The following is a 16,587-nucleotide window of genomic DNA, read 5'->3' on the forward strand; positions in this document are numbered from 1 at the left end:
GACTGGTCGTGTTGCATTCGGGAAACTGAAGTTTCCGAATCTCGGCCCGGCGGGGGGAGCCAGATGGTCGTACGGTTTCGGGCATACACGGGAAGGTACTGTGACGCATCGTATCATACGTCGGATCGCACTTCACCTGCGGGTTCTCACAATTGTCGGCATCGCCTGTGTACTCGGTACCGGCGGTCATGCCGGGGCCGAAGAGGTCACCCTGCCAGTTTATGTCGCATCGTCGGGGGCGAACCGCCCCACGCTCGGCATTCCCCGGTGGAAGGGATACATGCATGAATCCAACCCCAACGTTTTCTGGATCAGTTATGCCAGCCAGTCATCGAGCGGCAGCGAACTCTCCTATACGCTCGACGCCGGTCAGAGCTGGAGCACCGAGCCGATACAGATAAGCAACAACGGGTACATGGACTTTCACCTCTCGTTGTTCGGCTACAACGGGGAGTTGTATTTCACTTTTCCGGGAGTAGATTTCCGGAAGTTCAGCAGCCCCGCCCAGGGCGAAGAGGATCGCGGTCCGCTGGTGGAGCTGGTGGGGACGGCGCCGTCATTTCGCTCCAACATCATGGTGGACGGAAACGGGAGAATCTGGATATTCACGCGGGACGGTGACAACTCGTCGGAGAATGTCCGCTTCCAATATTCCGACAACAATGGGTCTTCGTGGACCCGCGGTGTGGCCGCCGCGACCGGGTCTCCCAATGTACGGATCGGTTCGATGCCGTATGTGGGTGGTCGTCCTGCGCTGGTGGTGTTGCATCTCGATAATCCTCGGGGCTACGAGTACTTTTTGTGGAACGGCAGTCAGTTCGAGGCTCGCCCGGACCACTCGATTCACGCGCAGGATGTCGGGTACAGCCGATCGTTCAGTCACAACGTGGTCGCGGATACAGTCATGCATGTGTTCTTCAGCAACGGCAACGACCTGCACCACGTGTGGAAGAACTACAACAACGGATCGGGCGAATGGAATCGTGAGGTGATCGAGACCTCCCCGTACACCTCCGATATGGACTGGTCTCCGGCGAGTACGGTTCGCGGAAACGATCTCTATTTGTTTTATTCGAAGAAGACGTCGTCGTCCGACGCCTCGTCGCAGATTTTCTACAAAAAGTGGTCTCAGAATACGCACAGCTGGACGGCTCCGGTGCAGATTTCCGGGGGGTTGTCGAACGCGTACAATTTTGACCCCAACACGTCCTTCCGGGTGCCCTCGAGTTCGCCGTATATCCCGGTTTTCTGGCATTCCGGAGTCTCGGACCACGACATCTACTTCGCAAAGATTGTGCTCGACAGCGCCGCACACGATGTAACCCCGCCCACAACCGTTTCAAACCTGACAGCCGCGCCGGGAAGCACCCATGGCATGTATCGACTGCAATGGACTGCTCCGGGAGACGACGGCATGACCGGGAAGGCATCGCAGTACGTTATCAAATACGGCGCGCAGCCGATAACGGCGGCTAATTGGAACTCCGCAGTGACCTATCCAAATCCTCCGGCGCCGCTTGCTGCAGGGCAAACGCAGAGCCTGACGATTAGCGGCCTGACGGCCGGTGGCACCTATTACGCCGCCATTCGCGCTTTTGATGATGCGGGAAACCAGTCGGGGGTCTCCAACTCTCCATCGGGTTTTGCCGCCGGAATCCGCGTTCCCGGAGTTGTAGGGAGCGCAGTGGACACGACCCTGATGCGATTGACCGCCACCGCAAACCAGGTGAGTTCATACTACACGGTCGAATACCAGTTTGCGTTGGATACCACCAGTGCCTTCAGTCAGCCGGCTCTCAAGATCGGCCAGAAGAGCGGTTCGACGGCGTCCGTGGTGTTCAGTCAGCTTGAAAACGGCAGGAGCTATTTCTGGCGAGTCCGGGCCCGCGCTGTCGGCGTGGCGGATTCCAGCGCCTGGACGGCCCCGGTGCAGGTGTCGGTGGGGAGTTGCTGCGAGGGGACGGCCGGTAACGTGGACTACGATGCCTCACAATATGTCGACCTTTCCGACATGGTCTTTCTTGCCAACCACCTCTTTCTCGGCGGACCGGTTCCTCCCTGCCGGGCCGAAGCGAACATCGATGGAGATGATAATGGTCATGTGGATTTGAGTGACCTTATTTATCTCGCCAATTACCTTTTCGTAAGCGGACCACTGCCGTCCGCCTGCGAATAGGCCGGTCATGGCCCTCGTGTTTAATGAATTGTATATCAAGAGGTTATGGGCAGCGGTGCCCTGTAGACTGTTTCCAGAAAACATTCAGAAACAGTCAATCCCGTGCCGATATCAAGAGTAAGCAGGACAATTAGCTTGCTAAGACAATTGTGATCCTCTATGACTGTGACTGGACCGACGAAGGGATACGATATATGGCACGTTCCAAAGCCCGAATTCGGGTGCTGACGATACTTGCGACTGCTCTGCTCGGGTCGGCCGGGCAGATTCCGGCCCAGACCATTACGCCTCCGATTGAAATCGCGGCCTCGGGCTCGCGCAACTCGACCCTGGGGATTCCGCGCTGGAAGGCGTATGTCTCTCCGAGCAATCCCAACAACATCTGGCTCGGATATGCAAGTTCCGGCTCCAGCGCGTCATCGATGACCTACAGCACCGATGCGGGGGCCAATTGGAGCACGTCGACTATCCAGATCGGCGCGAACGGCTACATGGACTTTCACCTGTCCCTGTTCGGATATGCCGGGGAGCTCTATTACACGTTTCCGGGAGTCGATTTCCGGAAGTTCGATGCGCCGGCGCAAAGCGAGTCCGACCGCGGGCCGCTGGTGGAACTCAGCGGTACGACAGGGGCGCACAGATCGAACGTGATGGTGGACGGGAACGGTCGTATCTGGGTATTTACGCGCGACGGTGAGAACGCATCCGAGAATGTCCGGTACCAGTATTCAGATAATGACGGGGCGAGTTGGACGACCGGCATCGCCTACGCGACCGGCACGTCGAACGTGCGAATCGGGTCGATGCCTTTTCTCGACGGCCGCGCGTGCCTGGTCATTTTGCATCTGGAAAGCAGCAAGGGGTACGAATATTACCTCTGGAACGGCAGTTCATTTGAGGCGAGGCCCGACCATTCCATCTACGCCGCCAACATGGGTTACGAACGGGCCTTCACGCACAACGTCATCAACGATACGACCATGCATCTGGTGTTCGGCAACAACAACACCATGCACCATCTGTGGAAGCACTACAACAACGGTAACGGTACGTGGAACTATCAGACGCTCGAGAATTCCGCGTACACCGACGGCATGGAGTGGGGTCCCCATTCCACGGTCCGGGGCAACGACCTGTATCTGTTCTACTCGAAGAAGTCTAATGCCGATGCATCGTCATCAATGATCTACTACATGAAGTGGTCGCAGGCGTCCCAGAGCTGGTCGTCGCCGCAGCTGGTCTCGGCCGGGCTGAACGGCCAGTACAACGTGTGTCCGAATACGACGTTTCAGGTACCGGACGGCGGCAACTACATTCCCGTCTTCTGGACGACCGGCAATGACCCGTACTCCGTGTATTTTTCGAAAATCCTGCTCGGCGGGTCCGGAGCGGTCGATACTACAGCGCCGGGCTGGATTGACGATCTCGATGCGTCGACCGGATCCGTCGAAGGACAGATCGATCTGGACTGGACGGCTCCCGGCGATGACGGCGCTTTGGGGCAAGCCGATTACTACGACATCCGTTATAGAGCCGGCGAGTTGTCCGAACAAAACTGGACTCAGGCCACGCGCGTACTACCGTCGCCTGCCCCCGCCCCGGCCGGCTCGGAAGAAGAGTTGACAATCTCGGGTCTGATACCCGGGACGACGTATTACGTCGGCATTCGAGCGTACGACGAAGCAGGCAACAGCCCGGGCCTGTCCGTGATCGATTCGGCCGAGGCAAAGGTCGATCTGGGCACGGGGACCGGCGAAGTCCTCCCGGTCGACTTCACGCTGTTCCAGAACTATCCCAATCCCTTCAACCCGTCGACGGTAATCGAATACTACCTGCCGCGAACCAGTCATGTTACTCTTGCGGTGTTTAATATCATGGGGCAGCGGGTGCGGACACTGGTCGACGACACGCGCGCGGCTGGTCGGCACTCGGTCGTCTGGGACGGCACGGATGACAGCGGCAGATCGGTTGCGACGGGCGTCTATTTCTCCTCACTTTCCTCGGATCAGACGGAAAACCGCGCGAAAATGGTCTTGCTCAAGTAAGCGTTTTGACGTACGATTGGCCGAGCAGCCATGCGGCGGTCGCGATCCACGCGGATTTTCACTACCAGAGCCAAGTTTTCTGCATCCGGGCGGAGAGACAAGACTGTTCGGTGGGCGGCTTCCGGTGAAAGAGGTTCGCGGGTATTGAATAGTTGATTCGCGGCCGATAAACAGCACGAGCGGAGTCACGTACAGCAATGAACACTTCAGTCAGCGGCGAAGTCAAGCTGCTCGCCCGCCACGGCTCTATCTACGGCCTGGCCAACGTCATGGACCGGCTCGTCAGCTTCCTCATGATACCGATTTACACTCGGTATCTGACCCCCTCCGATTACGGCGTTCTCGAATTGATCTACATGACGTCGAACCTGATCGCCATGGTTATCGGTATGCGTATCGAAAACGCGGTCAGCCGCTTCTATTTCGATTACGAAGATCAGGCGAACAGGAACAAGGTCATCAGTTCGGGATTTTTGGGCTACGGGGGGCTGGCTGTTCTGCTGGTCCTCGCGCTGGTGCCGTTTTCCGGCGTTTTCGCCAGGCTGATTCTCGACTCAACGGATTACGCGTCGTATTTCACGGTGTCGCTGCTGACGCTGGCGATCGGTATGGTCATCCCGATCGGCAACGCGTATTTCCGCACGCGCATGGAGTCCAAGCTGTTTTTGTTCTACCGGCTTTTGAGTACGGTGCTGACGCTTGGTCTCAATATCTACTTCGTGGTCGTTGTCGAGTGGGGCGTGTATGGGATACTCGTTGCGACACTGCTTGCGCAGGTGATCGTGGGCGTCATCATGAGCGTCCAGATACTGGGCAGGACGGGACTCGCGGTTGATTTCAAACTGGTCTGGGAGATGGTGAAGTTCGGCCTGCCGCTCATTCCATCGAACATCTCCGCCTATATCGTCCACGCATCGGATCGGTACTTCATCAAGGAGTACGTGAACATAGGGTCTGCCGGTTTGTATTCTCTCGGGTACAAGATAGGCGGTCTCGTGAACCAGTTCGTCACCGCGCCGTTCAATCTGGTGTGGACACCGCGACGGTTCGAGACATTCAGCCGCGCCGATTCCGAACGGATTTACGCCCGGATCTTCACCTACTTCGTCACCACTGCATTGTTCATGGGGCTGATGATCTCGGTGCTGGCGAAAGAGATCATCAAGATCATGGCGACTGAGCCGTTCTGGCCGGCGTACAAGGTCGTGCCGGTGATCGTTCTCGCGTACACCATCTTCTCCTTCCATTACCACTTCAACATCGGCATCATGATGGAGAAGAAGACGAAATACCTGGCCTACGTGAACGTTTCAAACGGCGCGCTCAACCTTGCGTTGAATTTCGCTCTCATACCGCCCTTCGGCATATGGGGAGCGGCGTGGGCAACGGTCCTGTGTTTCGTGTTCAAAGTCTGGATGACCCACTACTACTCAAACCGGTTCTTTCCGATTCAGGTGGAGTGGCGGCGCGTGATTACGCTGTTCGGCACCGCTATCAGCCTGTACCTGATCACGCTGTTGATCGACACCGGGTCAATCTATCTCGATGGGGCAATCAAGGCGGCTATAGGCCTGTGCTATGCGGCTATTCTCTGGTTTACGTCGTTTTTCAGCGCCGAAGAAAAAAAGACGCTTCGCCGCATGCTGAAAAAGCGCAAGCTCGAAGTCGAGATGGTGGCGCAGCAGAAGCGGGAACCGCTCGGGTGAGCATGGTCGGGCCGGGATCGATCGGGCCCCGTATCCCCTGGTTTCACCGTCGATACAAAAGCGCAGTTGCCTGACTACCGGTCCACAAACTGTCTGAAAAAGCTCTCCAGTGACGACATGGCCGACAGCGCGCCGAAGTTGTTGCCGCCGCGCCACTGCCATGACAGCAGTTCCTCGAGCCCCTTCCTGTCCACATAGCCGCGGTCCAGCGTTCGTTTGTCCAGCAGCAGCGACGTGACCATATCGCGGATCGGCCGGTGCATCCGGAACCACTGGTCGTATTGGTAGTACGTGTTGAGGTCGTAGAAATTGATCAACCCCTGAGACAAGCGACCCGCGTAATACCGGAGGTCGGTATTCCAGCGACGGAGTTTTGTCCGCAGGGGCGACGGTGTCTGGTACAGATTGACGCCCGTTCCCTGGTACGTAATCCGGGCCAGATGGGGCAGCTTCGCCTTAAAGTACTCCGAGAAGAACTTGCGCGAGCACTTGATCCGGGCGGGGAGCCGGATGTAGAAATCGACGAGGGCATCATCGTAGAGCGCGAAATGATCGTGCCAGAGATACCGGTTGCAGTCGACCTGGTTCATGAAGCGGGTGAGGCGGTTGCGAATGAAGAAAATGTCTTTCTGGTGATGGAACCGGTCGGAGACTCCCGTAAATTTCGAGAATTCTTCCTCGAGACTGACGCCGTACTGCTTCTGTGCGAACAGCCGGAAAGCCGGCGCGAATTTCTCGTAGGATTGTTCGGTGGCCAGATCGCCGAACAACGACCGGCGAAGGTTTCTGAGCTGGTCTTCGTAACTGATATGATCGACAATATCGTAGGCGCGGAAGTACGAGCCGCCAAAATTCGTGGGGCCACCGAAGATGCCGTTGGCGAAGTGTGTGGTCCGCGCCGGCATGCCGTACCGTGACCCGATACCCAGCAACATGCACGGATTCGCGTTGACCATCCCGTCGGTCAGGTACACGAACCGGTCATGGTTATCGACGAACCAGAGCGGATCGATATCGATGAACGTGTGTTCGAGTTTCAGGACGCGTGCGATTTGTCGCGCAATCTTCAAGTCCATACACCCGGGCACGCCGTGCGTAAAACAGCGCGGCTGGAGTCCGAGGTTCAGGATATGCGAGGCAATGAAACGGGAGTCAAGGCCGCCCGACAGCGGCAGGATGACGTCCGTGGCGCCGTCGAGTTGCTTGCGAATCACCCCCCGGTATATCGTATCGGCCTCTTCGACCAATTCCGGGATGGAGGCGGTCGATTCGTCGCCGAATCGAAAATCCCAATACCGCGTGAACCTGGTTTCGGTCGGCGTGAGCGTAAGGATGTGGCTGCCGGGAAGGCGCTTGACACGCTCAAAGAAGGTCCGGTCTCCGAGACAGTAGCTGAAATTGAAATAGTCGGCAATCGCACGCTGGTCGATGGCACGATCGAACTGCTCGTACGCCAAAAACGCCTTGAGCTCACCGGAAAACAGGAAGTAAGAGTCATCTTCGTAGTAATACATCTGGCGATGACCCATGCGGTCGTTGCCGATGGTGATTCGTTTCCCTGCGATGTCGACGACGACCGCGTTGAAGGACCCGTCGATTTTTTCGATGCACTTTTCTCCGACCGCCCGGTATATCGCAAGGAGTCGGCCCGCCTTGTCGGAGGTCTCGGCGGCTTTTTCGGCGGTCGAATCCTTCCACCCGTAGATGTACCCCGAGAATGCCGCCGCGCCGCCGTTGGATATATCAACCACCAACCGTCGCTCGCCGGCCCGGGGCAGACCGATCGTGCCGATTGCACACCAGTCCGAAGCCCAGGCCGAGCCTTCGTAATCTTCGTTATGGGACAACCGCGCCATCATGGCGTCGATCAACCGCTGGTTCGCAGCGGCGTCATAGTGTCGCTTGCAGATAAAACCGAAAATGCCAGGCATAGAGTCTCCCTGAATTGGGCCAATGTGTGTTATGTCGCTCGAATGTGCAATCAAAAAGGACGGCGGTTACAGCGAGCGTGGAATCGCGCTTCCGGGGTGGCAGGAGGTCTTGAGCGGCCTCGCAGCCGACAACACCGGCGCTGCACGAAAACCGTGAATTGCCGTTCTGTTGGGGAAACAACGACCGAGTCAGGCCATGTTTGACAATTCGAGTCGGTCCCGGTTCAGGTCCCGGCGGGTTTTTGGGGTCTTTTTGCTGCGCAAGGGACAAACAGGGCAGCATACCGGATGGACCGGGTGTACCGTGTTGAATAACAATAGATTAGATGCATTTTCGGGTTGTCGGTATAGAATTCGCACAAAACTCCGCATTCAGAGCCGGGTGACGCCACCTAACTTGTTGTACTGCAATATGATTTGTGACAAATCAGTGGTACGATGTTTGCTTTCAATGAAGACCTGGATTGAAATGCCAACGCTGATGATGCGGAAATTTTGACCCACTTCAAACTGGTTTTTATTGTGACGGTTATTCATATTGCCGCAAGGATGGGGTTTGACGTACCTACCGGCCGTACCCAGACTTCCGACTACTTCCCCGGGGAGCGACATCAGGTCCGGACGGTGGGAATCGCCTGGTCACATCTCACCTGCTGATAGATAGAGAGAAAACGGATACATCGACTGACGGCAACTGGAGGATGCAATCCAAGAAATACCCGACCAAAACACGATGCATTAGTGAGCAAAACTGCCGACTAGAGACTATAACAGGTTATGGTCTTGAACCCCGGCCGCAATAGGACGGCCGACCTCACGGGTGTCGTGACTTGACCGGAATACCACTACCGAGAGCGGCTCGTAACGGAGGTGTCCGCTTTCCCAAGGAGGCATTGTACATGCGATGGATCTTCATACTCGGACCAGGTAGGACTGCCCTAATTGCGCTGCTGGCGGTGGCGTGTGTGCTCGGCGCAAACGTCGAAGCCCGGCAGATAGCGATTACGTCGCTGCCGTTCACCTATTCCGCGAGCGACCAGACACCGGGCGTGGTGGACACGCTTTACATTCAGGGCACGAAGCTGACGTCGACGGGCAACGGTATTTCGCTGATGTCGTCCACGTCAACGGCGCTTAATAACGTCGTCCTGAATCTCGGCACCGACACGGTGGTGTTCGGGACGGCCGGTACGCCCGCGACGGGCCTGACCGTCAACGGACCGGTGTCCAACCGTCCCCGCAACATTCGGATTCTCGGCGGCCATATTCTGCACCAGCCGTCGGATACCGCCGTTCTTGACTGCCGGGGCGTCCAGTTGAACGGACACGAGATCATCATGGATGGCACGCACGTGGTCATTCGGGGGATCGATGGCAAGGCAATGGTCGGCGGCGGGACGAACATCTACAACGTGACGGTCCGCAATTGCCGATTCGCCAGCCTCGTGACCGCCTACTACCGGCGGGACTACTACACCGGCGCGTGTATCCATTTCGACAACTGCCGGAGTACGACGATCAACACCGACTACAACGGCTCGATTGACGACTTCTTCCACCTGATCTTCGAGAATAACGTCATCGAGACGTGCCCGCATGCGGCGATGGTGCTGTATGGTCGCAGCGAGGACGGCGACTACCTGAAGATCAAGGTGCTGAACAACTCGATTACGGTCGACGCCCGCAACGACTACTACACGTACCCGAGCGGAAACATCTACTACGGAACGTCGAACGCCTACGGTATCGTCACGACCTTTCTGACGGGCGGCAGCGAGATCAGCGGCAATACGATCCGCAGCGGCACCAACCACGAAGGCGGTCGCGGCCTGTATATCGGGTCGATGCGTCTTGACGTAATGGATACGGTCAAGATCTACAACAACGACATCGACGTTCACCAGGGTCCCGGCGACTACTACCGGCCGATGCCGGCGCACGGTCTTCGTGTCCGCCAGTCCGATATCGCGAATCTGCATATCAAGGGCAACACGATCACGGCGCGATCGGACAACAACCCGGCCACGATTCACACCGACCAGATCGCGATGGCGTTCCGCTGGAGCCCATACCAGGGGTCGAGCTTCAACAACGTGGTTGAAGGCAACACCTTCAGGGCTATCGGCAACGGTACCGGCACGACCGCGGCAGTGTGTCTCGACGCGGCGATTATCGGCGGCGACGGACTCACGTTCCGCAACAACGTGCTGGAGTCGAGCGGCGCGATTATCAAGTGGGGCGAGGGCAACGCCGGTGCGCCGAACCACCTGTTCGAGCAGGACACGCTGCGGTTCATAGCGCCCGACAACGGCCACATCACCTATGATCTGGGCCATCTCGGCAATAACTGGGACTGTTCCAACAACCGGGTCCGTGACATGGTGTACCAGAACGGCACGTCCGATACCGACATACGGTTTGCGGTCGACGGTGACCTCGAATTGACCGTGGAGCGCACGCTTCAGGTCCGCGTGCTGGGCAACAACGGACTGCCGGTGTCCGGCGCCGCGGTAACCGTGCTCAACAACTATGGTCAGACGGTGCTGAGCGGGCTGACCGACGGCAACGGTCGACGCAATGGGGCGGTCTCGTACCTCTACCGGTCGCGGACGGGCGGCGACTCGACCAATTTCAACAGCTTCTCGATCAAGGTCAAAAAGGGTACCGACAGCACGATGATCACGCATACGGTCAACGCGACCTCGCAGGTGCCCGCGATGACTTTGCAGAACACGACCGGTGAAGAGGGAACCGAGGACGTCATACCGCCGGCGGCGATCGATGATTTGGGCGCGCTGCCGGGCGACGAGCACGGCGACATAACGCTGAGCTGGACCGCGCCGGGCGACGACGACAATGCCGGCCAGGCCGACCGGTATGAAGTCCGTTACAGTCTCAATCCGATTACCACGATGAACTGGAGCCAGGCAAGCCTGGCTCCGGCTCCTCCGACGCCGGCGACCGCAGGAACGAGCGAGAGCTTCGTGGTTTCGAACCTCAATCCCGGCGTGCGCTACTACGTAGCGGTGCGGTCCTATGATGAATCCGAAAACGCCTCACCGGTCTCCAACGGACCGCAGAGTTTTGCTGCCGGAATCGCATCGCCGGCCCCGCAGAATACGTCGGTCGATGACGATGCCGGTTCGGTGGTGGTAGCCGCCGGGCTGGTAGCGTCGTACTACTCGCTTCGCTACGAATTCGCGCTGGACACGGCCTCGGCATTCACGACCGCGACTTTTGCCACCGGGCTCGCGTCCGGCAGTCAGGCCACCGCGACGTTCGACAATCTGGAAGAGGACATTTTGTACTTCTGGCGCTGCCGCGCCATCGCCACCGACAATAGCGATACCAGCGCCTGGTCCCAGTCGGTCAGTTTCGACATCTCTACCGGAGTGGTGGCGACCCTGACCGAGTCGGATATGGCCTATCCGCTCGACGGCGCCGTCGTCAGCACGGCGTTGCCTTCGTTACACGTTCGCGACGTCGCCGGCGTGACCACTGTCTACTTCCAGCTTGCCGACAACGCGGCATTCGACGATGCGGTTGAATCAGGGGCTGTCGCAACCACGGCCGGACAGCAGACGGTCTGGGAAGTCCCGGACTCGTTGATGGATGACGTCACCTACTACTGGCGCATAAGCCCGGACAACGCCGTGTGGACCGGGGCAGCAACATTTACGTACGACGCTGCATCCGCGGTTGCCGCGGCTCCGGATATCCACCCATATCCTAATCCGTTCCGCCCGAGTGACGGACACACCGACGTGACGTTTACGAATCTGCTGGAGGATTCGAAACTGACGATAATGACGGTTTCCGGGACGCTGGTGTTGGTGAAGGACAACCTGCCGGCGGGCGACTGGACGTGGGATGGTCGTAACGACAGCGGCTCGGAAGTTTCCACCGGCGCTTACTTCTATTACGTCAGTTATCCGAGTGGAACGGCATCCGGGAAGCTGCTCATTATTCGGTAAAGTAACGGCGTATTCGGTAGTATATGAGAGGCCGCCGTCATAAAGTGCGGCCTAGTGTGATTTCGACGAATCCTCGGTAATCGCGGACCGGATCGCATCGGAAATGATTCGATAGCCTTCCTGGTTCGGGATTATCCCGCCGTCCGCCAAATCCACCCGAATGGCGTTATTCTCTCCCGCCATCAGCGCGTGCACGTCCACCAGTGTAAACTGATGCTGTTTCGCGTAGGCCCGCAGCCAGGTGTTGAACACCGCAAGGCTGTCGAAAACGGCGTAGTCGCTCTCGTAGGGCTCGTAGCCCCCGGTGGGAGGGATCAGCGTGGTCAAAATCGGTTTGATGCCGTGATAGTCAGCCAGCTCCGCCATGTCGGCGATGTACTCGGTCAGTTCCTCGAGCGAGTTCGGCTCGCGCAAGTTGTAGGAACTGGTTTCGATCACCACCCATTCGGGCATCAGGCGAATAACATCGGATCGAAACCGAAGCGGCATTCCGGCCAGCCGTTGCATCGCCACGCCACGGTTGATCGCTTCGTAGTCGGGAAAGAACTTTTCTACCGGCCATGTTTGCGTGACCGTCATGCCGAAAAAGACAATCCTTCCCGGCACGATCGTTTTTGACGTAAGGCGTGTGTTGTCCCGGAGATAGGTCGATCGGCTGGAGAACTCCTCGACGACATGGGTGTATTTGTACAGAAATTCGTTTATGTGGGCACGGTATTCGAGCGCCTTGATCGACGCGTAGATGCAAACCGCGACCAGCACCACGTTGATCGCCAGAGAGACCCTGAAGCGCTTGTAGTTTTTCGTGGGCATACTGATTATACCCTTCTCACTTCTCCCGTCCGAGAATCCTGTAGTAGAAGTCTTCGTGTTGCTTGAGCATCGCTTCACGCGAGTACGCGGTACGGGCCGTATCCTGCGCCTGTCGGCCGAGTTTTTGCGCCAGTTCCCTATCTGTGATAAGGCGCCGGAGCGACTCGGTCAGCAGATCGTCCCGGTCGATGGGATAGAGCAGACCCGTCCGTTCGTGGTCAATTGCCTCGCGATTACCACCCACATCGGAGGCGACAATGGGCAATCCGGCGGCCATATATTCAACCAGTGAATTGGAGAAACTCTCGGACGTCGAGCACAACACGCCGATATCGAAGCCTGAAAGGGCGCGGACGACGTCTTCGGTGCCGCCCGGAAAATGAAACCGGCCCTGGAGACCCATCTCATCGACCAACTGCAAGTAATGCTCATGCTCTCCGCCGAAGCCCTTGCCGCACCAGACAAACACGAGGTTATCGTGTTCTTTGACGAGGGTTACCGCGGCGCGCATGAGCGATTCGATGTTTTTGACTTTGCGAAGATTCGCGACCGCCCCGACGACTATGTCATTCGGCCCGACGCCCCACTGCTCCCGCTGTGTCGCGCGCAATTCAGGCGACGTACGCGAGAATTGATCCAGATCGAGTCCGTTGCGGATCACCGTTATCCGTTCGGCGGGAACGCCCTCGGTCTCAACGGTTTTCTCCACGGCAGCCATCGAATTGGCCAGATAGTGCGTCGTCCAGCGGCGCAAAAAGCGAAGCATCGCGACCTGCGCGGAATCGTGCCAGTAGCCGATATTGCGTCGACTCGAAAGAATCACCCGGCACCCGGCATAATGAGCGGCGATAGTGCCAAATACGTTGGCATCGATAAACAGCGTCTGGACGATATCGAATCGTTCTCGCTGGTGCAGTTTTCGGAAGGCCCTGAGCCCGCCGACAAAACCCGGCGAAACCAGTTTGCCGACCGGAATCTTCGTGACCGGAAAACCAAAGCGGGTGTTCGTCAGAAACTCGGTATCGCGCAGATAGACCAGATGCGGGGTGAAGCGGGCGCGATCGAGGCCGTTCAATAACATCAGCAGCTGACGCTCGGTGCCGCCTTCGGGGCTGTAGATCCAGTCGATAACGTAGGCGATCTTTATCACGGTCACTGCCTCTCTGTCACGCCTTGAACACTTCTTTTCCGAACAGGCGCAACGACCGCACCTTGCCGGTCACCACCCCTCCGCTCTTGCGAAGCACAGGGAAAACCGACTCGTTGGTGGACATGGTGAACGACAGCGTCTTGTATCCAGCGTTCCACCAGTCACGCATTGCTACGCCCAGCATCGCCGGCTGAACGCTGTACCCCCGGAACTGCGGCAGCGTTATACCATCGACAAGGGCGATTTCATCGTCTTTGAGCCGGTACGTCTTATCAATCTCGTACAGGTACGAACTTTTGTACTCGCCCCAGAGGATGCCCACGATAATGTCGTTATGAATGCCGACATAGCAGTCGGCGCGCTGCTCGAAACGATCCTGCAAAACCTGGTATTTGCGGGTTTTGGGTTCGGCCCCATAGAAGGCCGCCACCCGGTCGAGTTCATCAGCCGTCATCTTGCGAACCGTGAGAGGTATTTTCGCCTGGCGGGCCGGCTGCGGTTCTCCCAGCGTCCAGACCAGGATGACGCGGTATTCGAAGATTCGCTTCCAGATTCTCCCCGGGAGCGCCTTGAGCAGCCCGGACAAACCGTACTGCCGTTTCATAGACGCCAGCTGCAATTGAATGTTCTTCAGGGTCGCGTTTCCGACCAGCGAGCGGCCGAGCGGCGTTTGCTTGAATCGATAATAGGCGCCGATCATGCGGTGCTTGAGCCCGCTGCTGTAGACCGAAATGCGGAAGTTGCTGTAGGCCCGGTTGGTCAGCCGGCCTTTGTATTGCTCGCCGCCGCGAAGGTAATCAACCGCTTCACGGCCCCGGCGGATGTAGTTGTCCGTGATCTGATAGTACAACACGATGCCGGGCGACTTTTTGTTGTAGAACACGTCGAGCGCCGAGGTATACAGATAGATCGAGTTCTTGTAATCAAAGGCGTAGACATAGGCAACCGGGGTGTCGCCCATGAACAGAGTCTCGAGCCGGGCTATATTGAGCGGTGCAAATACACGGGTGATCTGATAGTAGAAGTCGCAGTCCGCCTGATTGAGGAATTTGCTCGGGGTCGGCGTGTCTTTCCACCGCAACCAGTGGAACTTGATCAACTGCGGCAGGCGAAACTCGATGGCGTCGCAATCAGTCAGCGACTCGTAGGACATGCCTCCGTTTTTATTGAAGTAGTTGACGGAATTGCGGAGGTTGCGGTAGTTACCGAGCCCGGCGTCGAATGACTCACGGCCCTCTTCCGGTCCCTCGTACGTATACGCATAACATTGCTCAATCTCGTCGATTCGAAACCGCAGCCCGGCATCGGGAAGAAGCCCGCGCATCAGCCCGACCGTCGTCGATCGCTCGGTAACCTGGCTGAGGACGATGTCGACCCAGTCCGAGCGGTGGCGTGCGAGATAATCAACAACAGCCGCGAGAACGTTGCGCTTGGCGGTCTTATCGGCGATGATATCGGCATAGTCGGTGTTGCCCGCGCCGATGAACTCAATCGTTCCGGGGCCGGTATCGCCCGAAACCATGAACGGCGCGATGCCTACGGTCGTGTCGCCGTCGCGGACATCGAGTATATACAGCCGTCTCCCCGCCCCAAAGACACTCCACCAGGTTCGATACCATTGGTGCATCTGGAAAACGGTGTCGAACTCGGTGCGCTCGAGCAATTGGTTCCAGGTCTGCTCCAGCCCGTGAAATCCGGCTTCGGTGTCAATCTTGTTTACGGTAAGCACGTGTGCGTGGTGTTCCCTTGTGTTGCAGGTTGCCGGAGGTGTCATGTTCGTCCCAGGATGCGCGCGATCAGTGTATACGTTCCAGAGAGGCAGAGCTTGAATTCCCACAGGGGCATGTCGGCGCCAATGCCGATACGCCGCAGCTCATAACGGTCGGTCGCGGCATCATTGAGCCCCTCGACGGTGGAAACGGCGCACGAATATCGTTCGGCAACAACTTCTTTGATCTCATCGTTAAAGTCGTCTTTCGTTCCGTTTGGATAAGCAAACAGGGCCGGCAGGCAACCGGTTTCGGTCTGAATAACGGCCTGAGAAGTGCTGATTTCTTCTATCATACGGTCGCGCGGCAGTCTCGTCAAGATTGGATGTTCTACGGTATGAGCGCCGATCGCAATGAGCGGCTCCCGGGCTATCTGCCTGACCTCGTCCCAACTCATCGGCGCGAATACGGCGGCATCCTCGGGGCGAACTCCGTTGCCGCACCGGTGTGCCAATGCGGTCAGGGCCTGCTGCCGTTCGGCGTCGGGAAGCCGCTTGAGAGCGCCGCAGATTGCCTTTTTGGCCGAGCCCCGTGACCTCCTGTCTGTAAGCTCAAAACTGCCCAATTCGTGGTCGGTGAGGTCGATGGTACTTCTATCGGTAGCCAGCAGCAGGGCATACACGTAGTCGGTCCAGATCAGCCCGTCGAAGCGATTTTGACCGTCGATGAATGACGTGGTGACATAGATTGTCGCTGGCACGCTGTGGCGTTTCAGCACCGGAAGGGCATTCGTCAGGTTGTTGTGGAAACCGTCATCGAAGGTCACCGCGGCAGCATACGCGGGCAGCGTTCGGTCATAAAGACGAGTTACGGCGGTTTCAAGATCCGCCGGGGCGTACCGCGCCCTGAGATATGCCATCTGCTCCTCAAATGCGGCGGTCCCTACCTGTGTCCAGACACCCGGGGCACCATCGCTGACCCCGTGGTACATGAGAATCACGAGCCTGTTTCTATTTGCCCAGCGCACGAGCAGCCATAGTCGGCTCAGGTACAGGCAGTAGAGAAGCGCTCTTTTCAAAGGAT

General features: G+C 57.8%; 10 protein-coding genes. 5 read left to right on the forward strand and 5 right to left on the reverse strand.

Annotated elements, in window-relative coordinates:
* Positions 1-100: 100 nt before the first annotated feature.
* The 3 genes from RBT76_08385 to RBT76_08395 all read left to right on the forward strand — a co-directional run bounded on the left by RBT76_08385 (position 101) and on the right by RBT76_08395 (position 5,927).
* Complete coding sequence (locus RBT76_08385) at positions 101-2,176, forward strand: fibronectin type III domain-containing protein (protein MDX9857791.1); 2,076 nt, start codon at positions 101-103, stop codon at positions 2,174-2,176.
* A 194-nt stretch (positions 2,177-2,370) separates the two neighbouring features.
* Positions 2,371-4,221 carry a FlgD immunoglobulin-like domain containing protein gene (locus RBT76_08390; GenBank protein MDX9857792.1) on the forward strand — a complete coding sequence of 617 codons (1,851 nt, stop codon included), beginning with the start codon at positions 2,371-2,373 and terminating at the stop codon, positions 4,219-4,221.
* Positions 4,222-4,418: 197 nt separating this feature from the next.
* Positions 4,419-5,927 carry an oligosaccharide flippase family protein gene (locus RBT76_08395; GenBank protein MDX9857793.1) on the forward strand — a complete coding sequence of 503 codons (1,509 nt, stop codon included), beginning with the start codon at positions 4,419-4,421 and terminating at the stop codon, positions 5,925-5,927.
* 74 nt (positions 5,928-6,001) lie between these two features.
* On the opposite strand, the gene RBT76_08400 is transcribed toward RBT76_08395, so the two are convergent.
* Positions 6,002-7,858 (reverse strand): asparagine synthase-related protein, encoded by a 1,857-nt coding sequence (locus tag RBT76_08400; GenBank protein ID MDX9857794.1) that lies wholly within the window; start codon positions 7,856-7,858, stop codon positions 6,002-6,004.
* A 31-nt stretch (positions 7,859-7,889) separates the two neighbouring features.
* Between RBT76_08400 and RBT76_08405 the strand changes: the two genes are divergently transcribed.
* Together RBT76_08405 and RBT76_08410 are read left to right on the forward strand one after the other, a co-directional pair.
* Positions 7,890-8,015 (forward strand): hypothetical protein, encoded by a 126-nt coding sequence (locus RBT76_08405; GenBank protein ID MDX9857795.1) that lies wholly within the window; start codon positions 7,890-7,892, stop codon positions 8,013-8,015.
* Positions 8,016-8,757: 742 nt separating this feature from the next.
* Complete coding sequence (locus RBT76_08410) at positions 8,758-11,832, forward strand: fibronectin type III domain-containing protein (GenBank protein ID MDX9857796.1); 3,075 nt, start codon at positions 8,758-8,760, stop codon at positions 11,830-11,832.
* A gap of 51 nt (positions 11,833-11,883) precedes the next feature.
* Here RBT76_08410 and RBT76_08415 read toward each other — a convergent pair whose 3' ends face one another.
* The 4 genes from RBT76_08415 to RBT76_08430 are packed head-to-tail and all read right to left on the reverse strand — an operon-like array spanning position 11,884 to position 16,582.
* The gene (locus tag RBT76_08415) at positions 11,884-12,645 is read right to left on the reverse strand and encodes a GDSL-type esterase/lipase family protein (GenBank protein MDX9857797.1); all 762 of its coding nucleotides are present in this window, start codon (positions 12,643-12,645) and stop codon (positions 11,884-11,886) included.
* Positions 12,646-12,661: 16 nt separating this feature from the next.
* Entirely contained in the window at positions 12,662-13,801 is a 1,140-nt protein-coding gene (locus tag RBT76_08420) for a glycosyltransferase (GenBank protein MDX9857798.1), read from the reverse strand.
* A 10-nt stretch (positions 13,802-13,811) separates the two neighbouring features.
* Positions 13,812-15,569, reverse strand: coding sequence for a GNAT family N-acetyltransferase (locus tag RBT76_08425; GenBank protein ID MDX9857799.1), 1,758 nt, complete (start codon positions 15,567-15,569; stop codon positions 13,812-13,814).
* Complete coding sequence (locus RBT76_08430; GenBank protein MDX9857800.1) at positions 15,566-16,582, reverse strand: polysaccharide deacetylase family protein; 1,017 nt, start codon at positions 16,580-16,582, stop codon at positions 15,566-15,568. Before RBT76_08430 ends, RBT76_08425 begins: the two co-directional genes overlap by 4 nt.
* Between the last annotated feature and the right edge of the window lie 5 nt (positions 16,583-16,587).

The organism is Candidatus Zixiibacteriota bacterium (assembly GCA_034003725.1).
Classification (GTDB): domain Bacteria; phylum Zixibacteria; class MSB-5A5; order GN15; family FEB-12; genus WJMS01.